The sequence below is a fragment of the Pseudomonas sp. GL_117 genome, assembly GCF_057835125.1.
This window is the reverse complement of record NZ_CM174418.1, coordinates 2045384-2068806: the sequence shown is the minus strand read 5'-3', so window position 1 is coordinate 2068806 and position 23423 is coordinate 2045384. Positions and strand designations below refer to the sequence as shown.

Genomic DNA, 23423 nt, shown 5'->3' with positions numbered 1-23423 from the left:
ATTCGAGAACCAGGAAAGGAAAAATCAACTAATAATCTCGTTAAAACAATTCAAAAGCATCGAATCTTAAACAAACGAATAGGTCATCCCATGTCTGGATCAGTAGAGCTTTCGAAAGAAGAATTATTTTCCCTGGTTGAAAAAGCGGTCAAGCCTCAGTTCTTTTTGCTCATATTCAGTTTCGTTTTGCTCTTCGATGCTTCGCTAGTACGTTTTCACCACGTCGGACTCTTTGAACTAGGTACTTCGAACCTGAGCACTTCAACCGTTGGCATCACCTTGATTCTGACCTTCCTGGCTTTCTCAGGTTTGGCTTCAATGATTCTGCCTTTTTTATACATAGCATCGATCCAACTCTATATTGCTACGGTCTATAGTTTCTGTCTGTGGTTGAAGCAGAAAATCGAACCGGATAATGAGCCTATACACTATACAGGGCCAAAAAGACGCGAACGTGATCGTGTTCGTCCATGGGAACTGCGAGAGGAAGCACACAAAACACAAAGCGACTTCCTCATTCAGCTCTATAACACCTATGACACGACTCGAAAGCAAGAGCAAATTAACCAACGAAGAGTCGATTTTTTTGCATTTTGTACACTGTGCTTTCTCGTACTGAATTGCTGCCTACCTAGCTCACCTCAAGCGCAGACCTTGGCCCAGATGAGCATTACATACTTTTCAACGACTACACACATTTGGCTAAGCCTATCTGTTTTCGCCGTCATAGCATTCCATTCGTTGCACGATGACACCTACGAAAAACGATGGATCTATTGCCCGCCATTACATAACGCCCTGGAAGACAAAGACGAAGAGAAACGCAAACAGGAACGTCAGTTCCAGGAAGAAATCAAAATTCGCAGTGAAATCAGCAGAAGACGCCGCGAGGAGACACTGGAGTAGTTGAAGAGAGTTCGACAGTTCAAAACATAAGCCGCCCAGGCGGCTTATGCCTGCATTGACCCGACTTTTTATATTCATGATTGATGTCGGGCTTCTTCAGCGTCGAACGAAGAAAATCTTTGACAACAAACAAAAAGCGGACTCTTGTCTGAACCACTCAAAAACCGAGCTGGGTGGGCTCACGCCACTGCAATTCGCGCAAAGTGAGTCCGGACACTAAGCAGGATCTTTCAATGCTGACATTCGCCAGCGCCTAGCGGTGATTGATTTGAATAATGTCAAAGTCAGAGAGTCATTGGCCTTGAAGGTCGAGAAAGAGATCACTTCGTTACGACGCCGGGCCCAGGAGGAGCAACTGGTGCTTCAAGAGGTCATCTGCAAACATGAACACACTGCAAGCCGAGGCAGAGCTCAGCCCCCCCTAATAGCTGACGTTTCCTCGATCGCTAACAGCGCCATGCCAAGGACTGGAGGCTAGTAATGGCAAATCTTTATGCGCACAAATTATGGGCGGCGTTCAGGAGAAAAGTTATCGAATTGGACGGTAGCCAGTGCGTCGAATGCGGGCGATCAAGGGACGATGGCGTCGTCCTGCAGGTTCACCACAAACGCTACATCAGTGGACGTAAGCCTTGGGAATACGAAACCTCCGAATGCGAGACCTTATGTCAAGGGTGCCATGCTCGAGAGCATGGTGAGATACGACCGGATGCTGGGTGGGAGTATGTAGGCGAAGAAGATCTAGGCGACCTGAGCGGCAACTGTGAACTGTGTGACAACTCGATTCGTTATGTTCACTACGTGCAGCACGAGCACTGGGAGCAAATGGGGGTCGGTACTCATTGCTGTGACAATCTCACAGGGACGAGAGAGGCGGCAGAAGGCCGACGACGTTTAGGGCGGTATAGACGATTCATATCCTCCGCCAAATGGACAGCCGGGAACGACCTTCTCAAGATAAGACATTGTGGACTCATCGTGGCGGTTGTCTTAGAACAACAGGGATGCAAGCTGATCATTAATGATGTTCAGGGCCGAAAGACCTTCACAACCGTACTCGCCGCCAAGAATTTCTTGTTCGAGTTCATGGAATCTGGTGAAGCCGCGAAGTTTGCCGAACGGCAAAAAGCGAAAGCGAATAAATCCTGAGCCCCCCAACTCCCACCTCCTAACTGAGCTGCCCATGGCCCAGAACAAGACCACTACACTTCAGCCTCTTGTTCCTTTACATGAGGGATATTTGGAACACCCCCAGAATTGGCTTCCAGCACGCTTTCCCTTGCGAGCCGTCCGACGAACCATAGATGCACCACATATGGGGCAGGCATTCGATGCTGGCGAACGCGCAGGGCCAGTTGCAGATGAGTGTGTTGGGGTCAGCGGCGCCGGGCTTCGAGCAGGTTGAACTGGAGCTCTTTTGGGAACCTCGATGGTGACGACTGCAGGTGTGGGCACATTGATTCCCAAGACCGCGCAATCCTCTTGGGCCTTTGCACGCTCGGCAAGTGCCTGCAAGAGAGATTGATCGGGCGCAGAATTAGCGGATAGGCATCGTGGCGCCGCAGTTTGTAAAGCAGCCAGGCCCGAACGAAGTTTTTTCTGCAAATCAATCTGTCTAGCCGCTGATGCAGAGCGCGCTGCGTTCTCGGCTTGGATATCAGATGGATCTGGCGAGGGGTTGTAACGGAACTTAGCCTCGTGACTTTGGCGCCATGCGAGCATTTTTCCAGTCAATGCCTCACCAAACCCCGGCACCGCACGAACCGCGGATGCCGTTATGTCAGCAGCAGTTTCAATACCAAAGGAGGTCAACGTAGCAGTCTTCGCAGGCCCGATACCCGGTATTGTTGCCCGTCCTATCAGGAACCGATCCAAGAAGTCTATTCGCTGACGCGCCTCTCGTGTCGACTTCAGTTTTATCAGTACCTGCGCGAGATCCCCCTCAACCTGCCGATATCGGGTCACACAGTCTTCCAAGTCGGCACGTAGAACAAAAATCTCCTTCAGGCCAATGCGCTGCAAATGTGCCATCGATAGCAAACGCACCCGACTATCAGCATCCACGTAAGCCCTGCGAAACGGCGCTGGATCTACCTTGGCCTTAGTGAGCAATGCTACCAAACCGTAAACGCCCAGGCCTCCCCAAAGGAGTCCTAACTGCGGCACGTTGAAAAAGCCGATGATTGCCGCCAATAGTGCCAGGACACCGTAGATAGCTTTCTCTGGACCGTTGCTCTTTGCCTGAGTAACTGCCGCACTGGGCGGGCCTACATTTCCGCTCCAGGTAGGCAGAGCTTCTTCCGGCCGAGGAATCCGCACCGCGCGGATAGCCGCCCATACAGCTTCAAGATCGAAGGGCCCTGCCGTAAGAACATTCCCCACGACAAGCCCCAATGGGAACATTTCGAAACCAGACTGACTTGCTAGCCGACACCAAAGACAACTTCCTGCCGCACTAGGAAAGTAGTGAGTCGGGACATTTACACATTGACGCAAGCCAGCTTCGAGACCTTGAAGCAAACTCACCCACGCAGCCGGATCCGGACGGGAAGTAGCAGCAAGACCGAACGCCGACTCAAATGCAGCGGCAACCGACGACGGGAAATCCGCCAAAAGCACCGAGCCGGGCGGTGGTGTGGTACGTGTTTCGTCGCGTCGGACAATTGAAAAGGCAAAGCGGTGCTGTGCAATCGATTGACCCAGGCTAAGATCCGCACCACTAAAACGGCCGGAATAGGGATGCTTGCCCATGACTAGCAATTGGAAGATGGCAACTGCGAGTCCAAAGTTGTCATGCGCCTGAGTACGCTTGACGCTACTAAAGCTGACACCATGGAGCTCTGGGGGCGTAAAGTCCTCCATGCCAACAACACAGTGATAGGACTGCCCATTCAAACTAAACTGAAAACTATCGGCATCAATCAGTGCGACAGTGGCGTCCTGCGCTACCAGAACCCCGGAATGGTTGAGATCCCCAATAATACAGCCAGCTTGATGCACCGTTGCGACGGCACGCGCGACGTTTTGCGCCACGCGTACTAGAAACCGATAGTCAGCTTTGGGAAATTGGATTTTGCGTGACTTCGGGCTGTACAGCTCATGGAGCGGCCTATACCCCGCAACCAGTCGCATAGAAAAACCAGCGAAGTTGCCCGAGGAATCAGTAACCACCTCAGATGGGAAAGCCACAAGAGTGGTCGCGTCCGCCAACCGCCCTTCTACCATCGCCCTAACCTTACTTTCGCGGGAGCGCCGAAGCTCAGCCTTGTAGATTTTCACTGCACGATCGGTACGTCCCACCAGCGCGTACACATCCCCCTCGCCTCCTTTGCCAAGGCGCTTATCGAGTTGCTCATTCTTACCGGCGATACGTACCGGTGGAGAGTTCATCGACATGAAACGAGGATGAGAGTCTTGTCGTCATCCGTTCGCTCGCAGAGCGCAGGACTGTTCAGGTATCGCGCAAGTGCGCCTGACAATTCAACCAAGCGTCCCTCCCCTGCTACTTGGTCGACCGGATTAATCATCGGATCAAAGAACCGAGCAAAGGGCTGCTGTGTTGCTTGCTCCAAAGCGACTGACTCCAATCCATCCGAAAATAAAGCGAAGGCGTCATACTCAAGATCCAAATTGAAGGTACGCAGCCGAACCTCAGGGTCATCCGTAACGAAATAGGTCGTCGACGCAAACTCTCCGTTTTCTGGCCAGCACAAGGCCTCCCATACACCAGCCTTACGAGCGACAAGCGCACTGTCGCCAATCTGCAAAGCCAAGACACGCCCTTTGAAAACCACCAGCATCACCAGCGTCGCAGCGAATTGTCGCCGAGTCAGACCACGCCGCGCGGCTGCCTCGGATAGACGGTCTCGCACCAGATCAATCCAACACAGGATCAGCTCATTATCCGGCAAGCTGTCATTACGTTCGAACCATGATCGGAAGTTAGCTATCAGGCTGCGGCAAACCAAGGACGCGCCTTGCCCGCCGTAACTTGCGCTGCCCGCTCCGTCGGAGACTACCGCACAGAACGTATGCGAGTTGATCCGAGTAACGCTGTAGGCATCCTGCTTTCGCGTCCCAATGCGCTGATGGGACGTGCCGATACACGACGCAGCCGCCCAACGCCAGCGAGGATTATCCAGCAATGGCCCAACCCTCTGGACCAGTCGGATTGGCAAGTGGAACGGCATCCCCTGGATTGGACTGCGATACAGCGCTTAGCGAGCTGGAAAGCCAAGCAAAGAGCTCGCGAAACGCCAATCCCTTCAGCTTCAATGGCTGACGTGTACCCAACTGCGAGAGAGACGACATATCCGCACCGTCAACACCAACGGAGTAGAACATGAATTCTTTACGCTCTTCCCCTTCATGGACGCGTCGACGCGCCTCCTGCCAATCATCAGTCGGAGCACCATCGGTAATAAGAAATACCCAAGGGCGGTAGTACTTGACGCCATTGGAGCGGTAACGATCCTTGCGTTCGCGCAACAGATCCAGTGCCCGCACAACAGCCTCCCCCATTGGCGTTACACCACTTGCTTCCAACACCTCGGGGAAAAATCCGTCGACTGTCGTGAACTCGGTACGAACGTTGACGGGACCAAAGGTCACCACTGCCAACTCCACACGTTTCGCCGCCATCGCATCAGCGTACAAGTCATCTTTGAATGACTGCAAAGCATCGTTCAGCATCTGGATTGGCGCCCCATTCATAGATCCAGATGTGTCCAACAGAAGTATGCAAGGGCACCGTTGCTCGGGATTTTCAGCAAACTCCGCGTCTGCAAACGGCTGCTGCTCGAAATCGCTCATCTTGTCCCTTTATCCTTTTCCATGACGAGACTGTCGTGATAGCACGATACCAGCACGTACTAAAAAACGCACAAAATTGATCAGAACAGCGCCTATCTCATGTGAGCTGTCACGGATGCTGTCAGTGCATAATGGCTAATTACTAAGATGCATATAGGTTCGCTTCACTCGAACGGTGAGAACGCCGGACACATCAAACAGGGCTTGGCCAAGCTGAGGGCCCAAGGCCCACACTAATCAAGCTGTCCCCGACGTCCCGCCTTCAACATCCTTTTTTGGACTCTATGCACATGCAGTCCGGAGCCAGCACGTGCTGTTCGGCGCGAAGGATGACCCCGTACGACACAATTCGTCAGATACAAATCCAAAACTATGTGCTCGCAGGTAAAATGGCATAATATGCCAATGGTCAAAAGAACCTGTTTGCCCAGAGCTGGAGCTAATTATGGCGACGCGAAACGTTGTCCTCACCCCTCATCAGGAACAGGTTATCCAGGACCTGGTGCAGTCCGGCCGTTATCAGAATGCCAGCGAAGTGATGCGAGAAGGTTTGCGCCTATTGGAACAGCGCGTCGCCGAAGACACTGCCAAAATTGAGGCCCTGCGTCAGGCGACCTCGATCGGCATCATGGATCTTGAGCACGGGCGCTTTACTCAGTTGAACGAAGGGGATCTGGAGCACTACCTCGAGGGCTTGAGCCTGGAGGCAACCCTCCCCGCGCGCGAGAAACACTGAGCATGCCGCCGTATCGGATTTCCAACGCGGCGCGCGCCGACATTGTCGACATCCTCAGGCTCTCCCAGACGCAGTTCGGCGATCAAGCACGCCAGCGCTACCTGGCGCTGATCCTCTCCGCATTACAAGCTATCGCCGACACGCCCTATCGCATTGGCAGCCACGACCGCGATGAGCTTGCACCGGGCCTACGCAGCTATCACCTCATCTACTCACGCCAGCAAGCTAAACACCCCCATGGAACGGTCAAAAGCCCGCGGCATGTCGTGTTCTATCGCGTGGCAAACGACAACGTGATCGAGGTCGTCCGACTCCTTCATGACGCAATGGAAGTGCAACTGCACCTGCCCAACGACTGATCACCGACCTAGCCCAAAGGCTTAACTGGCCATGAACAGCGAAGCTCTGGCGCCCCCTCTACATCTCAATCTGAGCGCCCTCGCTGTCAGCCGACTCGGCGGCCAATTGAAGCGGGAGGTTCTGGGCCCGGCCGGACTATCGAGACCCACGACCAGAACACGATGGTCAATTTTGCGTACCACTTTCAATGCTGAACAACCGCTTCTTAGGCGTTTTCCGTGGCCTGGCGCCTGGCGTTACGCTCCAACTGCCGATGGACACGCGGATCGATGCCCTTGGCGACCAGGGCCCTTGCAATATCACGTAGAGCACGAGCATCTCGTAAGCTAATTTCAGGATAGGTACCAAGAGAAATACGGGGTTGCTTATCCGCCCAGGAAAAGCGGAAGTGCCAGCACTTGGCGCCTTTCATATTAACGAAAAGGGCGAGGCCGTTGTAGTCAGGGAAGGTGTAGTCCTTGGCACGGGGTTTGGCGTGCCGGACTGCCGTATTGGTGAGAGCCATCGTACAATCTCCGTCTCGTTTGAATAGAGGAGATTTGTACGGCTTCCAGAGAGGCGTGTCCCACGAAAAAATGATCTACTAAGCACCGGATTAATGTACTAAAAAATGTACTAAAAAAACGTGGCTGATAGTACTTTCGAGTGGAACTTACTCGAACGAAAAAAGAGGCCGAAGCCTCTTTTTTTTCAGTCTCTACAGATTTCAATAGAAGCCTGTAGAACAATAATTGGAGCGGGAAACGAGACTCGAACTCGCGACCCCGACCTTGGCAAGGTCGTGCTCTACCAACTGAGCTATTCCCGCAAATGGCGTCCCCTAGGGGACTCGAACCCCTGTTACCGCCGTGAAAGGGCGGTGTCCTAGGCCACTAGACGAAGGGGACACGCTACTGAAACACATGGTGTGTATTCCAGTGCCCAGAGGTTGGATCCGAAGATCATGCCCTGGTTTCACTCAGTGCCGCCCGAGGGCAACACTGCTTAAATTGGAGCGGGAAACGAGACTCGAACTCGCGACCCCGACCTTGGCAAGGTCGTGCTCTACCAACTGAGCTATTCCCGCAAATGGCGTCCCCTAGGGGACTCGAACCCCTGTTACCGCCGTGAAAGGGCGGTGTCCTAGGCCACTAGACGAAGGGGACACGCTACTGAAACACATGGTGTGTATTCCAGTGCCCAGAGGTTGGATCCGAAGATCATGCCCTGGTTTCACTCAGTGCCACCCGAGGGCAACACTGCTTAAATTTGGAGCGGGAAACGAGACTCGAACTCGCGACCCCGACCTTGGCAAGGTCGTGCTCTACCAACTGAGCTATTCCCGCATATGGCGTCCCCTAGGGGACTCGAACCCCTGTTACCGCCGTGAAAGGGCGGTGTCCTAGGCCACTAGACGAAGGGGACACACGTACAACATTCACTACTCGCCGCGTTTCGCTGTGTGCTTTACGCTTTAAGTGGCGCGCATTCTATGGATGGATTGGGAGGTCGTCAACCCCCAAGGATAAATTTATTAAAATCAATGACTTCGCCCCTCTTTACGAGACCGGGCACGCATTCTGTACAGCAGGGCTTTGACGCCTATATTCTGGCACCCCACAAGACGCTATAGTTCGCTGCAGCCGATGATGGCAATGTGCATCCATACATGGAACGTTCACCTATATAGAAGAATCTACCTGGGCAACTGGTCGATCAGTCCTATCCGCCGGCCAGCCCAGTCACTACACTCCACTGCAAACCCTATAAAGAGGTCACACCGGTGACACCACTCATGATCACCCTGCTGGTAATAGCCGGGATCGCAATACTGATCGCCATTGGCTACATGAACCACGTGGTGGAAAACAACAAGTTGGAAAAACAGCGCACTGTGATCGAGCTCAATGATCGCCTGCGTCGTTGCGGTGAAATCACCGAGACATTCCCTGGCCAGTTGATGAACCCGGCGCTCAAGCTGTTGATGACCCGCCTGGAACTGAACGTCAACCAGCGCCTGCTCAACCTCGACAAGACCAGCGCACCGCTCAAGGCCCGCATCGCCGAACTGAATGCACTGGTCTCCCAGGGCGAATCGATCCCGGTGAACAATCCGCCGGCGCCGATCCAGACCGAAGCCAAGGCCAAGGACGTGCGTTTCCTCCTCGAAGCCCTGCACGGCCAAGTCACCCGCGCCGCCCAGGATGGCTTCCTGCCGTCCAACGAAGCCAAGCACTGGATCAAGGAAATTCGCCACATCCTGGTACTGCTGCATATCGAATTCTTCAACAACCTCGGCCAACATGCCCTGCAACAAGGCCAGCCTGGCCAGGCACGCCTGGCGTTCGAACGTGGCGTGCAGTACCTGCGCAAACAGCCGGAACCCGTGCTCTACAGCGCGCAGTTGCAACACCTGGAAGGCCAACTGGCCCGCGCCAACTCCACGGTGCTGACCAACAGCAAGCCTGCCGAGGATGAAGTCAACGAACTGACCCAAGGCCTCAAGGCGGACGACGCCGACGCCGAGTGGAAAAAGAAAGTCATCTACGACTGACCGCTTGTAGTGAGCGGGCTTGCCCGCGCTGGGTGGCGAAGCCGCCCCAAACCCAGGCAACGCGGTGTTTCAGTAAGACCGAGGTGCCTGGGTTTAGGGCGGCTTCGCCACCCAGCGCGGGGCAAGCCCGCTCACTACAACTATCCATGGCGCGCCGAGTAGCGTAAAAAAGTGCCCCTCACTCCGTGAAGTCAGAGGCCTGCTATGCCTGTCACCGTGATAGATGGACAACCGCTGCACTACCTCGACCAAGGCAACGGCCCCGCCGTCCTGCTTGGTTCGAGCTACCTGTGGGACCGCGCCATGTGGACCCCGCAGATCGAAGCCCTGTCGCAACAATACCGCGTGATCGTCCCCGAGTTGTGGGGCCACGGCGAATCGGGCGCGCTGCCCGCACACACCCAATCCCTTGATGACCTGGCGCGCCAGGCCCTGGCGCTGCTCGACCATCTGGACGTCGCCCAGGTCAACCTGGTGGGCCTGTCGGTCGGCGGCATGTGGGGCGCCCGCCTGGCATTGCTGGCACCCGAGCGCGTCAACAGCCTGGTGCTGATGGACACCCACCTTGGCGCCGAGCCCGAGGCCACGCGCCAGTATTACTTCTCGCTGTTCAAGCTGATCGAAGACGCTGGCGCCATTCCCGAGCCGTTGCTGGATGTGATCGCACCGATCTTCTTTCGTCCGACCATCGGCCGTGAGTCAGCGCTGTATCAGGGTTTTCGCCAAGCGCTGCAAGGCTTTTCCCGCGAGCGCCTGCTGGACAGTATCGTGCCCCTGGGTCGGCTGATCTTCAGTCGCGAGGATGTACTGGAACAACTGCCACGGCTGGACGCCGACACCACGCTGGTGCTGTGCGGCGAGCAGGACAAACCCCGGCCACCCGCCGAGTCCCGGGAGATGGCCGAGCTGATCGGCTGCGGTCTGATCCTGATCCCGGACGCGGGACATATCAGCGCCCTGGAGAACCCGGATTTCGTCAATGAAGCGCTGCTGACCTTCCTCGCCAACCACGCCTGAGCGCCCTGCCCCTTGATCGCTGCACCTGTGCAGCGATCAGAGGCGGAAGTGCCCGACCATGCCTTTGAGCTCCGCCCCCAGTTGCGCCAACTGAATGCTCGACGCGGCATTGCCCTGCATGCTCAACGCCGATTGGTCGGCACTCGCGCGGATGCTGGTGACGCTACGGTTGATCTCTTCGGCCACCGAGCTCTGCTCCTCGGCCGCCGCCGCGATCTGCTGGTTCATCTGCTGGATCAATGACACCGCCGTGGCGATGCTGCCCAGGGCGCTTTCGGTTTCCAGCGCATCGCTGACGGCCAGCTTCACCAACTCGCCGCTTTGCTGGATCTGCTGCACCGAAGACTGCGCGGCGCTGCGCAAGGTGCTGACCAGGCGCTCGATCTCTTCGGTGGACTGTTGCGTGCGCTTGGCCAGCGCCCGCACCTCATCGGCCACCACCGCAAAGCCCCGGCCCTGTTCACCGGCGCGGGCCGCTTCGATAGCGGCGTTCAACGCCAACAGGTTGGTCTGCTCGGCCACGCTCTTGATCACACTCAGCACGGTGCCGATGTTCTGGATCTCGGCACTGAGGCTGTCGATACTCGCACTGGCGCTGGCACTCGAACTGGCAAGCTGCTCGATGCGCTGCAGACTCTGGCGCACCACCTGCTGGCCACTGTCGACCTTGTCATCGGCGGTCTGCGCGGCCTGTGCGGCTTGTTCAGCGTTGCGCGCCACGTCGTGCACCGTGGCGGTCATCTGGTTCATCGCCGTGGCCACCTGCTCGGTTTCTTCCTTCTGGCTGCTGACCTCGACATTGGTCTGCTCGGTGACGCTGGACAGCGAATGCGCCGAGCTGGCCAATTGTTCGATACCGGCCTGCAACCCGCTGACCATCTCGCTCAGGCCATTGCCCATCTGTTGCATCGCCTGCATCAGCTGGCCGATTTCATCACGCCGGCTGACCTCCATCCGCCCGCTCAAATCACCCGCTGCAATCTGCTGCGCCACCGCGATCACCCGGCGCAGTGGCGAGACGATCAAGCGTGTGATCACCAGCGCCGCAATCAACCCCACCAGTAGCGCGAGGGCCGACGAAGCGATGATCAGCAGAGTGCTTTTCTTCAATTGTTCCTGCATCGACTGGTCTTCGGCGGCATACGCCTGGTTGACCCGGCTGACCACTTCCCCGGCCCGATCATGCAGCTGTTTGTAGACGATCTTTTCCTGCGCCAACAGGCCGGTGTACTCACCGAGTTTTTCGCTGAAGGCGGCAATATGCCCGGAGACTTCGTTCAGCACCGTCTGGTAGCCAGGGTCCTTGACTGAAGTCTTCAACTGTTCGACCTGCGCCAAGGCCTGGTCAGCCTGTTCGATCTTGCCTTGCTCGGCGCCGTCCTCATCGCCCTTGCGGCTCTGGTCCAGGCGCACATGGGCTTCGTTCATGGCTTGCAACATCAAGCGCGACACCTGGCTGACCTGCCCCGCCTGCTCGATAAACTCTGCGCCCTCCTTGCCCTGGCTCTCCTTGAGGCCATAGGCGCCATCGTCCGCCAGGCCGGCCTGCAGCACATCGAGGTTATTTGCCACGCTGGACACCGACCAACTGGCCATTTCCAGCGCCAGATCCTTGGTCTGGGTCAGCTCGACAAACTCGTCGAACGCCTTGCGGTAGGCGGCCAGGGCCTGCTCGACGTCCGTCATCGCCGGCACATTGGCCGCCGATTGGGTCTTGAGAGCGGCCGCCAGGGCCGCCAGGGCGTCGACGCTCTCATGCAAGGCGTCGACGGACTTGGGATCGGCATGCAGTGCGTAGTCCTGCTCGATCAAACGCACCTTGAGCAAGCCACTGTTGAGCGAAGACATGCTATTGAGGCCTTCAAAACGCTGCCCCACGGTTTGCAGCGACCATACGCCGATCGCCGCGACCACTGCCGTCAGCAACAGCACCAAGAGGAAGCCCAAGCCCAGTTTCTTCGCCATACCGAGGTTGGCGAAACGTCGTTGCACGCCCGTCATCATTGCACTTGAGTCCTCTAGCAATGGCAGATGCCATCAAGCCCGATTTACCAGTAGCGAGATTCGCAACCACGGGCAACCGACACAAGCCGTTGGCGCCGGAATAATGGCAAAAAGCTACACGCTCGTCGTTTTCAGAATGGTAGAGGTCGATCTGGCCGGCCCCATGGCGCGCAGCAACGCCACGGCACGCTGATCAGTAGCATAGGCTACATTGATGCGCAGCCAGTCACTGTGCTCTGCCGTCGGGCTGAACAGCGCCCCCGGTGACAGCAACACACCGAGGCGCCGCGCGCTGGCCTGCAACTGCGAACAATCCGCCACCCCAGGGCGCGCCCACAGGAACATGCCTCCGGCGGGGGCGGCAAACACCTGCCACTCCTCATCCTCCAGCACTTGCAGGGTCGCCGCCATTTGCGTGCCCAGGCGTTTGCGCAGGCGTTGCACCCACTTGCGATAGGTGCCGTTGGCCAACAGCGTCGCCACCACCGCCTCGGCGAAACGCGACGTACCGATGCCGGTCAGGGTCTTGAGGCTGACCAATTGCGGGATAAGCGCACTGCTGGCACAGAGATAGCCGACCCGCAAGGCGCTGCTCAAGGTCTTGGAAAAGCTCGAGACATAGATCACCCGATCATCATGGGGCAGCGCCGCCAGGCGTGTGCAACTGGCATGTTGCAGGTCTCCGTATACGTCTTCTTCAATGATCAGGAAATCCTTGGCACGGGCCAGTTGCAGCAAACGCTCGGCCACCGCGAGGCACAGGCTGGTGCCGGTGGGGTTGTGGTACAGGCTGCTGATGAACAGGCATTTGGGGCGATGCACCGCAAGCAACGCTTCCAACGCCGACAGGTCCGGCCCGCCTCGGGTACGCGGTACTTCCAGCAGTGTGACGCCATGAAACACCAACTGGCGATACAGGTTGCCGTAGCCTGGGGTCTCGACCACCACCGTGTCGCCGGCCCTGAGCAGCGTACGTATCAACAGGTCCTGGGCCTGGCTGGCGCCCTGGGTGGTGAGGATGCGGTCCAGGCTGGTCGCCACGCGCATGCGGGCCAGGTGCTTGAGCAATTGCTCACGCAGCGCTAGCAGCCCCAACGGCGTGCTGTAGTTGAACACGGCGGCGGTGTCGGTGCGGCTGACTTCACGAATGGCGTAGCTGATGTCATCGCTTTCGCGCCAGGCATCCGGCAACCAACCGCAGCCCAGCTTCAATTCGCCCAAGGGGCTGTCGGTGAACGCCCCCCAGCCCTGCTCCGCCCCTTCATACCAATGCTGTTCATGCTGGGCCGGGGGCTCGGCCACCACATACCCCGAACCCGGCCTGGAGGCCAGCAGCCCTTGGGCGACCATGCGTTCGAAGGCCTCGATGACACTGGACTGGCTGAGGAGGTTGTCGAGGGCCAATTGGCGGATGGACGGCAGGCGCGTGCCAGGGCTTGCCCCGCTCTTGCGAATCCAGTCCGCCACCGCGCTGATGATTTGCTGCACCACTGGTACAAGGGCTTGTCGATCTATCCCTAAATCCATGAACCACTCACTTCACTGTCTGTTATTCAACCCGCAAGAGTTAAGCACAGAAGTTCGGCGCAGCCGGCTTACAAGTTTTACTAAAGTATTGATTTTATTGAATTATTTACCTGCTGATACATATTAGCGCACGGCGTTTTGCCAGCTATGGAAACGCCCCACAGCACCCCGATCCTTTTCGATTGGGGCGCGTTTACAGGTCCTAAATGGCGGTCGCGCCGCCGTCCACCGCCAGCGCATGGCCGGTGGTGAACGCCGCACCATCGCTGCACAGGTAAAGCACCGCAGCGGCGATTTCCTCGACTTTGCCGATGCGCCCGACCGGGTGCATGGCTGCCGCGAAATCCGCCTTGCGCGGGTCGGCTTCATAGGCACGACGAAACATATCGGTGTCGATCACCGCCGGGCACACTGCGTTCACGCGAATCTGCTTTTTCGCATACTCGATGGCCGCCGACTTGGTCAGGCCGATCACCGCATGTTTGGACGCCGCATAAATGCTCATCTTCGGCGCCGCCCCCAAACCGGCCACCGACGCGGTGTTGACGATTGCCCCGCCGCCCTGGGCCAGCAGCAGCGGCAACTGATACTTCATGCACAACCACACGCCTTTGACGTTGACGCCCATGATGGCGTCGAACTCATCCAGGCTGCCGTCGGCCAGCTTGCCTTTTTCAATCTCGATCCCGGCATTGTTGAACGCGTAATCCAGCCGACCATAAGCGGCAACCGTCTGCGCCATCAGTTGCTGCACATCCGCCTCGAGGGTGACGTTGCAGCGCACAAACAGCGCCTCACCGCCGGCCTGCCGGATCAGCGCCACAGTGCCCTCGCCGCCTGCCTCGTCCAGGTCGGCGACCACTACCTTCAAGCCTTCAGCGGCGAACGCCAGCGCGGTGGCGCGGCCGATACCGGCAGCGGCGCCAGTCACCAGGGCGACCTGGCCGGAAAACGTCATGCTCATGGGGGATGTCCTTTGTGAGAAATTGCCGTGCGGCGAGTCTAGCCAACGCGGCGCCGGGCGCGTCAGCACTATCAGAAGGCCGGTTGGCGCTGCATGGATCACAGTGATAAAGCCACCGGCGTGACTATCAACATGACCTATCGAGGGGCATTCGCACCGACGGTGAACCTTGCTCCCGAGCCGTTGCGGGTCTATCAATCTAGGCTCACTTCTAAAAGAGTCCTTGCCATGCCTGCCCAGACCAACCGCCAATTCCTGCTCGCCAAACGCCCGGTCGGTGCCGCCACGCGGGACACCTTTACGTATCAGGAGGTCCCGGTGGGCACGCCGCAGGACGGGCAAGTGCTGGTGCGCAATGAATACCTGTCCCTCGACCCGGCGATGCGTGGCTGGATGAATGAGGGCAAGTCCTACATCCCCCCGGTCGGCATCGGTGAAGTGATGCGTGCGCTCGGCGTAGGCAAAGTGATTGCCTCGAACAACCCGAAGTTTGCGGTCGGCGACTACGTGAACGGCGCCCTGGGCGTGCAGGATTACTTCCTTGGCGAGCCGCGCGGCTTCTACAAAGTCGATCCGAAACTGGCGCCACTCCCGCGTTACCTGTCAGCCCTGGGCATGACCGGCATGACCGCCTACTTCGCGTTGCTCGATACCGGCGCACCCAAGGCGGGCGAAACGGTGGTGATCTCCGGCGCAGCCGGTGCGGTAGGCAGCATTGCCGGGCAGATCGCCAAGATCAAAGGCTGCCGCGTGGTGGGCATTGCCGGGGGGGCCGACAAGTGCAAGTTCCTGGTGGAGGAACTGGGCTTCGACGCCGCCATCGACTACAAACACGAAGACGTACCCGCCGCGCTCAAGCGCGAGTGCCCCAAGGGCGTGGATGTGTATTTCGATAACGTCGGCGGCGATATTCTAGACGCAGTGCTCAGCCGCCTGGCGCTCAAGGCCCGGGTGGTGATTTGCGGTGCGATCAGCCAGTACAACAACAAAGAAGCGGTGAAAGGCCCGGCCAACTATCTGTCACTGCTGGTCAATCGCGCGCGCATGGAGGGTTTTGTGGTGATGGACCACGCGGCCAACTTTGCCGCCGCCGGGCAAGAGATGGGCGGCTGGATGGCCCAGGGCAAGCTCAAGAGCAAGGAGGATATTGTGGAAGGGCTGGAGACGTTCCCGGAGACGCTGATGAAGCTGTTCAACGGCGAGAATTTTGGGAAGTTGGTGCTGAAGGTTAACTGAGGCACCACGCGGTAAACGTGAGCGTAGACCGTGTGGGAGTCGGGCTTGCCCGCGATGCAAGCGCCTCGGTGTATCAGTCAACCCGAGGTGATGCTATCGCAGGCAAGCCAGCTCCCACACAAGCCTGCTCCTACCGTTTAGATCGGTGACGGTCAGGCGATCTCGGCGACGACTGCCGCCAACGCCTTGGCCGGATCGGCCGCCTGGCTGATCGGGCGGCCGATCACCAGATAGTCGGAACCGGCATCCAACGCCTGGCGCGGAGTCAGGATGCGACGCTGGTCGTCCTGGGCGCTGCCCGCCGGACGAATCCCCGGGGTCACCAGTTGCAGCGACGGGTGTGCGGTCTTCAGTGCCTGGGCTTCCAGCGCCGAGCACACCAAACCATCGAGGCCGGCTTTCTGTGCCAGGGCTGCGAGGCGCAGGACCTGCTCCTGGGGCTCGATGTCCAGACCGATGCCGGCCAGGTCTTCACGCTCCATGCTGGTCAGCACGGTCACACCGATCAACAACGGTTTGGGGCCGCTGCGCTGCTCCAGCACTTCGCGGCACGCGGTCATCATGCGCAGGCCGCCGGAACAGTGCACATTGACCATCCACACGCCCATCTCGGCCGCGGCTTTCACGGCCATGGCGGTGGTGTTGGGGATGTCGTGGAATTTCAGGTCGAGGAACACTTCGAAGCCTTTGTCACGCAGGGTGCCGACAATTTCTGCGGCGCAGCTGGTGAACAGTTCCTTGCCGACCTTGACCCGGCAAAGCTTCGGGTCCAACTGGTCAGCCAGCTTCAGTGCGGCGTCACGAGTGGGGTAATCCAGGGCGACGATGATAGGAGTCTGGCAGACGGACATTGGAATGGGCTCTCAGGCAAGTCGAAATCGGCGCGGATTGTAGCGCAAGCGGCGCCGTTGCGGGATCCGATGATCGGTAAATACTGACAGAGCGCATGGCAACGGGCATTTCAGCCAATTATTTCAAAGCTGATACATTCACGACATGCCTGCAACACGCCCCACCACTAGCCTCGCCCGCACGACCCACCGACCAGCACTTCCAGCCATGGGGCTGGGCGCCTATGCTGACCGCAACGACCAGGCAGATGATCGCACTATGCATACCTCTCCCGTCTCTACGAATGACGAGCACAAAGGCGCGGTGACCGCCGATGACAAGCGCTGGAACACCCGTGCGCTGATTGTCGACGACGATGTGCCGATCCGCGAACTGCTGATCGATTACCTGGCGCGCTTCAATATCCTCGCCACCGGCGTGACCGACGGCGCGGCCATGCGCGTGGCGATGCAGGCTGAAACCTTTGATGTGGTGGTGCTCGACCTGATGCTGCCGGGCGAAGACGGCCTGTCGTTGTGCCGTTGGCTGCGTGCGGAATCGGACATCCCGATCCTGATGCTCACCGCCCGCTGCGAACCCACCGACCGCATCATCGGCCTGGAACTGGGCGCCGACGACTACATGTCCAAGCCGTTCGAACCGCGCGAACTGGTCGCGCGCATCCAGACCATCCTGCGTCGGGTGCGCGATGACCGCACCGAACAACGCGCCAACATCCGCTTCGACAACTGGCGCCTGAACAGCGTGTTGCGCCAACTGGTGGCCGACGATGGCCTGGTGGTGCCGCTGTCCAACGCCGAATTCCGCCTGTTGTGGGTATTCATCGAACGCCCGCGCCGGGTGTTGAGCCGCGAGCAACTGCTGGACGCTGCCCGTGGCCGCTCCATCGAAGCCTTCGACCGCAGCATCGACTTGCTGGTCTCGCGCCTGCGCCAGAAACTGGGCGATGACCCGAAAGCACCGCAGTTGATCAAGACCGTGCGCGGCGAGGGTTACCTGTTCGACGCGCGGGACATCGGTTGATGCGCGCCCCCTTCAATACGCTGTTTGGGCGACTGTTCGGCGTATTGCTGGTGGCGATCATCCTGGCCCACGTGTTGGCGATCGCCTGGTTCCGCCACTACGGCCCGCCACCGCCGCCGCCCCAGGAAACCTTTGTCGAACAGCCGGACGGCCGCATGGTGCCGCTGAACAAGGAACATCGCCGCCCCTGGTTTGGTGGCCCGGTGGTGCCGCTGACGTTCCAGTTCATCTCGCTGATCATTGCCGCCTGGTACGGCGCCAAGCTGCTGAGCCGGCCGATCCAGCGCCTGAGCGAAGCGGCCGAGCGCCTGAGTCTGGACCTCGACAGCCCGCCCCTCGACGAGTCCGGGCCACGTGAAGCGAAACAAGCGGCATCGACCTTCAACCTGATGCAACGGCGTATCCGCGAACAGGTCAGCCAACGTGCGCGCATGCTCGGCGCCGTGTCCCATGACCTGCGCACGCCGCTGTCGCGCCTCAAGCTGCGCCTGGAGCAGATCGACGACCCCAAGTTGCAGGGTCAGATGCGCCAGGACCTCAACGACATGATCGGCATGCTCGACGCGACCCTGAGCTACCTGCACGAGCAACGCACCAGCGAGACCCGGCATTGGCTCGACGTGCAGGCACTGGTCGAGTCCATGAGCGAGAACGCTCAGGACCAGGGCTGCGACGTGCAATTCGCCGGCACCTGCGTGCCGTTGCAGGTGCAGCCGATGGCCTTGCGCTCGTGCCTCAACAACCTGATCGACAACGCGTTGCGCTACGCCGGCACGGCGCGGGTGGAACTGGAGGACAGCCGCGAGGCCCTGATCATCCGCGTGATCGACCACGGGCCAGGGATTGCGGCTGATCAGCGTGAGGCAGTGTTTGAACCGTTCTTTCGCCTCGAAGGCTCACGCAACCGCAATTCTGGTGGCGTCGGCCTGGGCATGACGATTTCCAGGGATGCGGCGGAGCGCCTGGGCGGGCGCCTGAGCCTGGAGGAAACTCCAGGGGGCGGGTTAACCGCAGTGATGTGGCTACCACGGACCTAGCAGGCTGGCGCAGGCCAATAATGTGGGAGCGGGCTTGCTCGCGAAAGCAGCGTGCCAGTCAACACATCTGGTGACTGAACCACCGCCTTCGCGAGCAAGCCCGCTCCCACACAAGCCCGCTCCCACACTGATCTGCACTCGCTAGGTTACAGAGGTTTGTCTTCCCGGCGGCTTTGGGCCTGGGTCGCACTCCAATCCATCAGCAAGCTATACGCCACCGCCAACAACGTCGGGCCGATAAACAATCCGATAAACCCAAACGCAATCAGGCCGCCGAACACCCCAAGCAGCACGATCACCAACGGCAGGTTGCCACCTCGGCTGATCAGGTACGGCTTGAGCACGTTGTCCACGCCGCTGATGATGAACGTACCCCACACCCCCAGAAACACCGCATAGGTGTAGTCGCCCTTCCATGCCAGCCAGGCCGTGGCCGGGATCCACACCAGCGGCGGCCCCATGGGGATCAGGCTGAGCAGGAAGGTGACGATGCCCAATACCAGCGCGCCCGGCACCCCGGCGATCAGGAAGCCAATCAGCGCCAGCAGGGCCTGGGCGGCGGCGGTACCGATCACGCCGTTGACCACCCGCTGCACGGTGCCCGCCACCAGTTCGATGTAATAGCCCGCACGCTCGCCGATCAGGCGCTCCAGCAAACGGTGCACGAACATCGCCAGGCGCGGCCCGTCACGGTAGAAAAAGAACACGAACACCAGGCTCAGGGTCAGCTCCAGGATGCCACCGCCAATCTGCGCACTGCGCGCCAGCAACCAGTTGCCGACCTGGCCCAGGTAGGGTTTGAGCGTGACCATCAACGCGGCGCCCTGCTGGTCGATGCTGTCCCACATCGCTACCAGCCGCTCACCGACAAAGGGAATCGAGCCCAGCCAGGTCGGCGCCTCGGGCAGGCCATCGACCTGAATATCCTTGATCAGCGCCACGGCATCGCGCACATGATCCGCCAGGTTGAACCCCAGCCACACCAGCGGCACCGCCACCAGCAGCATCCAGCCCAGGGTCAGGATGCCGGCGGCCAGGGATTCGCGGCCACCCAGCACGCGGGTCAGCAAGCGCATCAGCGGCCAGCTGGCAAACGCCAGCACCGCGCCCCAGAACAGCGCCGACCAGAACGGCGCCATGACCCAGAAGCTGGCACCAAACAGCACCAGCAGCAGGATTTGCACCAGCAGGCGATCGTTATTGAGCATGGGGTATCTCTAGAAAAAGGCGTTAAGAAGACAGCTTAGGCGAACGGCGCGGGGCCGTTCGCCGGGGAACGCCTAGCGTATCAGATGCAGGTGCAGGCCCTTGGCAGCGCCGGTGCCGGATTCCAGGCGCGCGGCGCGGACGCCGCTGTCGATCAGGCCCTGGCGCCAGGCTTCGGCCGTGGGCCCGCTCAAACTCACGCGCAACGTGGTGTCGAGGTTGAGTCCGCGGGAAATCAGGGTCAGCCAGGTGGGGTCGGGCTCGGCGCCCAAGGCCGGGAAGTCCAGCTCGCCGGTGCTTTTCAGTTCACGCAGCAAGGTGGCCGACGTGGGCAGCAGGACGCCCAGTGGCGCGCTGGCGTCCAGTTGCTCCACATGCAGGTAGGCACGCCGGTTGCCACGGGTGATGCCGTACAGGGCGATCAGGGCATTGTCTTGGGGGGCAGCCAGACGCAGGAGCAGGTATTCCTGCTGGCCATCAGCACCCACCAGCTTGGCGTTGCCGAACACCTCATTGGCCCACAGGCTGCTTTCGCCGCAATCGCGGGCCTGGCACCAGAACAACAGCTGCGCGCCCTTCGCCTGCAACGCTTCGCGGGTCGCGGTAAACGCGGCGCTGGAGCTGTGCTCGGCAGGCAATTCATAGGTAATCGCGGTGGTTTGGCCGCGTGCGGTGGCCTGGCCTTCGTAGCGCAACTGGCCGCTGATCTTGCGGATCGCGCCCATGGGGTAGATACGCTCCTTTTCTTCGGCGGGGCGGTAATCGACGATCTGTGCGTCGATTTGACGGGCTACGGTGGGCAGGTCCTGGCTTCCCGGCACGTCGGCGGCGAATACCAATGGGCTGAGCAGGCTCAGCCCGAGGATACGGATACAGCCGTTGCGCACGCTCATAGGATCAACGAGCCGTGGCCAACGGAGGTCATAGCAGTGTTGAGATGGTTCATGGTTGACTCCCTTTCAATCCGCCCAGCCTCGGCAGTTGACCCCGCCAAGTCAAGGCGTGGAGAAGAACCGATTGAAACAGTCTGCAACAAGAGCGGCGCCGGGCGCGTCATTCAGGTGCAAATGATGGCCGCCCGGCAGGGTGGTTACGGTGAAGGGTAGCTGGGAAAGCAATTCCGGATGTTTCGCCAGCATGCCGTCGGCAGCCACCACCAACTGCGTAGGGCACGCCACCCGCCGCACGAAAGACATGGCTTGTTCATCCGTCAGGCGCATCGGCGAGGCCAGGGTCAGGCGGCTATCGGTGCGCCAGGTGTAACCGCCCGGCACCGGCATCAAACCGCGCTGGGCCAGCAGTTCGGCGGCTTCACGGCTGACGGCGACCACGCCTTTCATGCGCGCTTCCACAGCGCGATCCAGGCTGCCGTAGACCGGCTTGCGCTTGTCCTGCAGGTTCATTTGCGCCTGCAGCGCCATGCCCAGGCGCTCGGCGGCGTGCTCGCCACTGGCGGTCGGCGGGATCACGCCGTCGATCAATCCCAGATGCGTCACGCGCTCAGGCAGCGCGCCGGCCAGCACCAGGGAGACGATGGCGCCGAGGGAGTGGCCAAGTAATGCAAAACGTTTCCAGCCCAATTGTTCGGCGACTTGCAGCACATCGTGGACGTAATCCCACAAGGCATAACCGGCCCCGGCAGGACGATGCGCCGAATGCCCATGCCCGGCCATGTCCAATGCCACGATGCGCAAGCCCTGCAACTGCGGCGCCAACCGTGCAAAGCTGTTGGCGTTGTCCAGCCAGCCATGCAGGGCGATCACCGGCAAGCCGTCTTCGGGACCAAACAAGTGAGCCGCCAACTCGATATGGGGCAGGCTCAGGCGCACTTCCTCGACCGGCGTACTCATGCGCAACTGCGCTCGCGGGCCTGCCAGCGGGCGAACAGGTTCTTGATCAAGGTCGCAGTGTCCTGGGGACGTTCCAGCGGGAACATATGGCCGCCGGGCATGGTGAGCATTTCGCCCATGGGCATGCGGTCGACGCCGCTGGCGTGGTGACGCATCACCACGCGGCTCTGGCGCCCACGCACCACTGCCAGCGGCACTTTCAACTGGCGGACCTGGCCGGGGCTGGTGTGGGGCACACCACGGTAGATGCTGATTTCGGTGGCCGGGTCGAAGCGCAAGCGCAGGCGATCGCCCACTTGCTGCAAGCCGTGTTGCAGGTACGCGTCGAAACATTCCGGATCAAAACCGCGAAACAGGGTCTTGCCCGCGAAGTAGCTGCGTGCGCTGTCCAGGTCGTGGAACTCTTCTCGCCGGCCCAGGGTGCGCCCGGCCGGGGTCAGGCGGTCGATGAAGCCAAAACGCTTGGCCGCGCGGATCACCCAGCGGTCAGCGCGGGTCAGCACGGGCGAGTCGAGCATCACCACACCGCGATACAACTGCGGGCAACGCATGGCCGCGTGCAGGTGCAACACACCGCCGAGGGAATGGCCCACGCCCCACACCGGCTCCGGCTGTTGCTCCAGATGATGGATCAATTCGTCCACCAGGTTCTGCCAGTTATCGTCCACCGGAAACCTGGGGTCGTGACCGTGCTGCGGCAAATGCGCCACCGCATACTCCGGGGCCAGAGCGGCAAACAACTTGCCGTACGTAGCCGAAGGGAAACCATTGGCGTGGGCAAAAAACACGTGCTGCGACATACCGGATCCATCTGACTGAACAGAAATAGATTGTCACCACGCCCGGCCACAACAGCAATGACTGTAACTGCCAGGAATGATGACACTCACGCCACGCCTATCGCGCCGGCGGCTGCTCGCCCAGGGGCACCACGGCCATGGTCAGGCGCGAGACGCAGCTGGTTTTGCCTTCATCATTGGTCAAGCGGATGTCCCATACCTGGGTGGTACGCCCGATGTGGATCGCTCGCGCCACCGCCGTGACCCGCCCGTTGCGCACACCGCGCAGGTGGTTGGCGTTGACCTCCAGACCCACGCAATAGAACTTGCTGGCATCAATGCACAGGTAGGCCGCCATGGAGCCGACGCTTTCCGCCAGTACCACCGAGGCGCCACCGTGCAGCAGGCCATAGGGCTGATGGGTGCGCGGGTCGACCACCATGCTGGCCGTCAGGGATTCGTCGTCGAAGCTTTCGAAGCGAATATCCAGCAGTTCACCGATGGTGTTTTTCTGGATCGCGTTGAGTTGTTCGATGTTCGGTTGGGTGCGCCACAAGCCCATGGGAGTAGTCCTTGTCTGT

Annotated in this window: 22 protein-coding genes, 6 tRNA genes and 1 pseudogene; 9 read left to right on the top strand and 20 right to left on the bottom strand. The window is 59.6% G+C overall.

What is annotated here, in order from left to right; genetic code table 11:
- Positions 1–90: 90 nt before the first annotated feature.
- Positions 91–906, top strand: coding sequence for a hypothetical protein (locus AC3ISR_RS09445; protein WP_445576769.1), 816 nt, complete (start codon positions 91–93; stop codon positions 904–906).
- 480 nt (positions 907–1386) lie between these two features.
- Entirely contained in the window at positions 1387–2055 is a 669-nt protein-coding gene (locus AC3ISR_RS09440; RefSeq protein ID WP_177091789.1) for an HNH endonuclease, read from the top strand.
- Between the two features lie 60 nt (positions 2056–2115).
- On the opposite strand, the gene AC3ISR_RS09435 is transcribed toward AC3ISR_RS09440, so the two are convergent.
- The 3 genes from AC3ISR_RS09435 to AC3ISR_RS09425 are packed head-to-tail and all read right to left on the bottom strand — an operon-like array spanning position 2116 to position 5718.
- On the bottom strand, positions 2116–4296 hold the full coding sequence (locus tag AC3ISR_RS09435; protein ID WP_489324707.1) for a protein kinase domain-containing protein: 2181 nt from the start codon (positions 4294–4296) through the stop codon (positions 2116–2118).
- Positions 4293–5096 (bottom strand): PP2C family serine/threonine-protein phosphatase, encoded by an 804-nt coding sequence (locus AC3ISR_RS09430; protein WP_241766502.1) that lies wholly within the window; start codon positions 5094–5096, stop codon positions 4293–4295. Before AC3ISR_RS09430 ends, AC3ISR_RS09435 begins: the two co-directional genes overlap by 4 nt.
- A complete protein-coding gene (locus AC3ISR_RS09425; RefSeq protein WP_024698768.1) occupies positions 5041–5718 on the bottom strand; it encodes a vWA domain-containing protein in 678 nt (225 codons plus the stop codon). Before AC3ISR_RS09425 ends, AC3ISR_RS09430 begins: the two co-directional genes overlap by 56 nt.
- Positions 5719–6163: 445 nt before the next feature.
- Between AC3ISR_RS09425 and AC3ISR_RS09420 the strand changes: the two genes are divergently transcribed.
- A complete protein-coding gene (locus tag AC3ISR_RS09420; RefSeq protein WP_024698769.1) occupies positions 6164–6454 on the top strand; it encodes a type II toxin-antitoxin system ParD family antitoxin in 291 nt (96 codons plus the stop codon).
- A 2-nt stretch (positions 6455–6456) separates the two neighbouring features.
- Positions 6457–6813 (top strand): type II toxin-antitoxin system RelE/ParE family toxin, encoded by a 357-nt coding sequence (locus tag AC3ISR_RS09415; protein ID WP_489324706.1) that lies wholly within the window; start codon positions 6457–6459, stop codon positions 6811–6813.
- A 206-nt stretch (positions 6814–7019) separates the two neighbouring features.
- Here the strand turns inward: AC3ISR_RS09415 and AC3ISR_RS09410 are convergent, their stop codons facing one another.
- The 7 genes from AC3ISR_RS09410 to AC3ISR_RS09380 all read right to left on the bottom strand — a co-directional run bounded on the left by AC3ISR_RS09410 (position 7020) and on the right by AC3ISR_RS09380 (position 8218).
- Positions 7020–7319, bottom strand: a complete 300-nt coding sequence (locus AC3ISR_RS09410; RefSeq protein ID WP_489324705.1) for an Arm DNA-binding domain-containing protein — start codon at positions 7317–7319, stop codon at positions 7020–7022.
- A 227-nt stretch (positions 7320–7546) separates the two neighbouring features.
- A tRNA-Gly gene (locus AC3ISR_RS09405) sits at positions 7547–7622 on the bottom strand.
- Positions 7623–7625: 3 nt separating this feature from the next.
- Positions 7626–7701: transfer RNA gene (locus AC3ISR_RS09400), tRNA-Glu, on the bottom strand.
- Between the two features lie 103 nt (positions 7702–7804).
- Positions 7805–7880 (bottom strand) — tRNA-Gly (locus AC3ISR_RS09395).
- Between the two features lie 3 nt (positions 7881–7883).
- A tRNA-Glu gene (locus tag AC3ISR_RS09390) sits at positions 7884–7959 on the bottom strand.
- Positions 7960–8063: 104 nt separating this feature from the next.
- Positions 8064–8139: transfer RNA gene (locus tag AC3ISR_RS09385), tRNA-Gly, on the bottom strand.
- A gap of 3 nt (positions 8140–8142) precedes the next feature.
- Positions 8143–8218, bottom strand: a tRNA-Glu gene (locus tag AC3ISR_RS09380).
- Between the two features lie 358 nt (positions 8219–8576).
- Here AC3ISR_RS09380 and AC3ISR_RS09375 point away from each other — a divergent pair.
- Positions 8577–9347, top strand: coding sequence for a hypothetical protein (locus AC3ISR_RS09375; RefSeq protein ID WP_192298854.1), 771 nt, complete (start codon positions 8577–8579; stop codon positions 9345–9347).
- 204 nt (positions 9348–9551) lie between these two features.
- Positions 9552–10364 carry an alpha/beta fold hydrolase gene (locus AC3ISR_RS09370; protein ID WP_489324704.1) on the top strand — a complete coding sequence of 271 codons (813 nt, stop codon included), beginning with the start codon at positions 9552–9554 and terminating at the stop codon, positions 10362–10364.
- Between the two features lie 36 nt (positions 10365–10400).
- On the opposite strand, the gene AC3ISR_RS09365 is transcribed toward AC3ISR_RS09370, so the two are convergent.
- From AC3ISR_RS09365 to AC3ISR_RS09350, 4 genes and pseudogenes are all read right to left on the bottom strand, one after another.
- Entirely contained in the window at positions 10401–11243 is an 843-nt protein-coding gene (locus tag AC3ISR_RS09365) for a methyl-accepting chemotaxis protein (protein ID WP_412547874.1), read from the bottom strand.
- A 15-nt stretch (positions 11244–11258) separates the two neighbouring features.
- Positions 11259–11486, bottom strand: a pseudogene (locus AC3ISR_RS09360) (HAMP domain-containing protein); the annotation flags it as partial.
- Between the two features lie 996 nt (positions 11487–12482).
- Positions 12483–13895 (bottom strand): aminotransferase-like domain-containing protein, encoded by a 1413-nt coding sequence (locus AC3ISR_RS09355; RefSeq protein ID WP_463984302.1) that lies wholly within the window; start codon positions 13893–13895, stop codon positions 12483–12485.
- A 202-nt stretch (positions 13896–14097) separates the two neighbouring features.
- Complete coding sequence (locus tag AC3ISR_RS09350) at positions 14098–14859, bottom strand: SDR family oxidoreductase (RefSeq protein WP_192298850.1); 762 nt, start codon at positions 14857–14859, stop codon at positions 14098–14100.
- Between the two features lie 228 nt (positions 14860–15087).
- Here AC3ISR_RS09350 and AC3ISR_RS09345 point away from each other — a divergent pair, with 228 nt between their 5' ends.
- Entirely contained in the window at positions 15088–16095 is a 1008-nt protein-coding gene (locus tag AC3ISR_RS09345; protein ID WP_463984303.1) for an NADP-dependent oxidoreductase, read from the top strand.
- 152 nt (positions 16096–16247) lie between these two features.
- Here the strand turns inward: AC3ISR_RS09345 and pyrF are convergent, their stop codons facing one another.
- Positions 16248–16946, bottom strand: coding sequence for an orotidine-5'-phosphate decarboxylase (pyrF, locus tag AC3ISR_RS09340; RefSeq protein WP_017734306.1), 699 nt, complete (start codon positions 16944–16946; stop codon positions 16248–16250).
- Between the two features lie 259 nt (positions 16947–17205).
- Between pyrF and AC3ISR_RS09335 the strand changes: the two genes are divergently transcribed.
- Together AC3ISR_RS09335 and AC3ISR_RS09330 are read left to right on the top strand one after the other, a co-directional pair.
- A complete protein-coding gene (locus tag AC3ISR_RS09335; RefSeq protein ID WP_192298848.1) occupies positions 17206–17970 on the top strand; it encodes a response regulator in 765 nt (254 codons plus the stop codon).
- Positions 17970–19007 carry a sensor histidine kinase gene (locus AC3ISR_RS09330; protein WP_192298847.1) on the top strand — a complete coding sequence of 346 codons (1038 nt, stop codon included), beginning with the start codon at positions 17970–17972 and terminating at the stop codon, positions 19005–19007. The genes AC3ISR_RS09335 and AC3ISR_RS09330 overlap by 1 nt, the downstream gene beginning before the upstream one ends.
- A gap of 146 nt (positions 19008–19153) precedes the next feature.
- Here the strand turns inward: AC3ISR_RS09330 and AC3ISR_RS09325 are convergent, their stop codons facing one another.
- From AC3ISR_RS09325 to AC3ISR_RS09305, 5 genes are all read right to left on the bottom strand, one after another.
- On the bottom strand, positions 19154–20215 hold the full coding sequence (locus tag AC3ISR_RS09325) for an AI-2E family transporter (protein WP_192298846.1): 1062 nt from the start codon (positions 20213–20215) through the stop codon (positions 19154–19156).
- A 72-nt stretch (positions 20216–20287) separates the two neighbouring features.
- A complete protein-coding gene (locus AC3ISR_RS09320; RefSeq protein ID WP_489324703.1) occupies positions 20288–21106 on the bottom strand; it encodes a DUF4892 domain-containing protein in 819 nt (272 codons plus the stop codon).
- A 102-nt stretch (positions 21107–21208) separates the two neighbouring features.
- Positions 21209–22063 carry an alpha/beta hydrolase gene (locus tag AC3ISR_RS09315; protein WP_192298844.1) on the bottom strand — a complete coding sequence of 285 codons (855 nt, stop codon included), beginning with the start codon at positions 22061–22063 and terminating at the stop codon, positions 21209–21211.
- Positions 22060–22863, bottom strand: a complete 804-nt coding sequence (locus tag AC3ISR_RS09310; protein WP_192298843.1) for an alpha/beta fold hydrolase — start codon at positions 22861–22863, stop codon at positions 22060–22062. The genes AC3ISR_RS09315 and AC3ISR_RS09310 overlap by 4 nt, the downstream gene beginning before the upstream one ends.
- Positions 22864–22960: 97 nt before the next feature.
- A complete protein-coding gene (locus AC3ISR_RS09305) occupies positions 22961–23404 on the bottom strand; it encodes a hotdog fold thioesterase (protein ID WP_192298842.1) in 444 nt (147 codons plus the stop codon).
- Positions 23405–23423: the final 19 nt, after the last annotated feature.

Excerpts from the sequence above, each read along its gene's own strand:
- AC3ISR_RS09335 (WP_192298848.1), top strand. The coding sequence starts at position 17,206 with ATGCATACCTCTCCCGTCTCTACGAATGACGAGCACAAAGGCGCGGTG.
- AC3ISR_RS09435 (WP_489324707.1), bottom strand. The coding sequence starts at position 4,296 with ATGAACTCTCCACCGGTACGTATCGCCGGTAAGAATGAGCAACTCGAT.
- AC3ISR_RS09310 (WP_192298843.1), bottom strand. The coding sequence starts at position 22,863 with ATGTCGCAGCACGTGTTTTTTGCCCACGCCAATGGTTTCCCTTCGGCT.
- AC3ISR_RS09350 (WP_192298850.1), bottom strand. The coding sequence starts at position 14,859 with ATGAGCATGACGTTTTCCGGCCAGGTCGCCCTGGTGACTGGCGCCGCT.
- AC3ISR_RS09410 (WP_489324705.1), bottom strand. The coding sequence starts at position 7,319 with ATGGCTCTCACCAATACGGCAGTCCGGCACGCCAAACCCCGTGCCAAG.
- AC3ISR_RS09415 (WP_489324706.1), top strand. The coding sequence starts at position 6,457 with ATGCCGCCGTATCGGATTTCCAACGCGGCGCGCGCCGACATTGTCGAC.
- AC3ISR_RS09325 (WP_192298846.1), bottom strand. The coding sequence starts at position 20,215 with ATGCTCAATAACGATCGCCTGCTGGTGCAAATCCTGCTGCTGGTGCTG.
- pyrF (WP_017734306.1), bottom strand. The coding sequence starts at position 16,946 with ATGTCCGTCTGCCAGACTCCTATCATCGTCGCCCTGGATTACCCCACT.
- AC3ISR_RS09330 (WP_192298847.1), top strand. The coding sequence starts at position 17,970 with ATGCGCGCCCCCTTCAATACGCTGTTTGGGCGACTGTTCGGCGTATTG.
- AC3ISR_RS09425 (WP_024698768.1), bottom strand. The coding sequence starts at position 5,718 with ATGAGCGATTTCGAGCAGCAGCCGTTTGCAGACGCGGAGTTTGCTGAA.
- AC3ISR_RS09305 (WP_192298842.1), bottom strand. The coding sequence starts at position 23,404 with ATGGGCTTGTGGCGCACCCAACCGAACATCGAACAACTCAACGCGATC.
- AC3ISR_RS09320 (WP_489324703.1), bottom strand. The coding sequence starts at position 21,106 with ATGAGCGTGCGCAACGGCTGTATCCGTATCCTCGGGCTGAGCCTGCTC.
- AC3ISR_RS09315 (WP_192298844.1), bottom strand. The coding sequence starts at position 22,063 with ATGAGTACGCCGGTCGAGGAAGTGCGCCTGAGCCTGCCCCATATCGAG.
- AC3ISR_RS09365 (WP_412547874.1), bottom strand. The coding sequence starts at position 11,243 with ATGGTCAGCGGGTTGCAGGCCGGTATCGAACAATTGGCCAGCTCGGCG.
- AC3ISR_RS09420 (WP_024698769.1), top strand. The coding sequence starts at position 6,164 with ATGGCGACGCGAAACGTTGTCCTCACCCCTCATCAGGAACAGGTTATC.
- AC3ISR_RS09440 (WP_177091789.1), top strand. The coding sequence starts at position 1,387 with ATGGCAAATCTTTATGCGCACAAATTATGGGCGGCGTTCAGGAGAAAA.
- AC3ISR_RS09370 (WP_489324704.1), top strand. The coding sequence starts at position 9,552 with ATGCCTGTCACCGTGATAGATGGACAACCGCTGCACTACCTCGACCAA.
- AC3ISR_RS09430 (WP_241766502.1), bottom strand. The coding sequence starts at position 5,096 with ATGCCGTTCCACTTGCCAATCCGACTGGTCCAGAGGGTTGGGCCATTG.
- AC3ISR_RS09345 (WP_463984303.1), top strand. The coding sequence starts at position 15,088 with ATGCCTGCCCAGACCAACCGCCAATTCCTGCTCGCCAAACGCCCGGTC.
- AC3ISR_RS09355 (WP_463984302.1), bottom strand. The coding sequence starts at position 13,895 with ATGGATTTAGGGATAGATCGACAAGCCCTTGTACCAGTGGTGCAGCAA.
- AC3ISR_RS09445 (WP_445576769.1), top strand. The coding sequence starts at position 91 with ATGTCTGGATCAGTAGAGCTTTCGAAAGAAGAATTATTTTCCCTGGTT.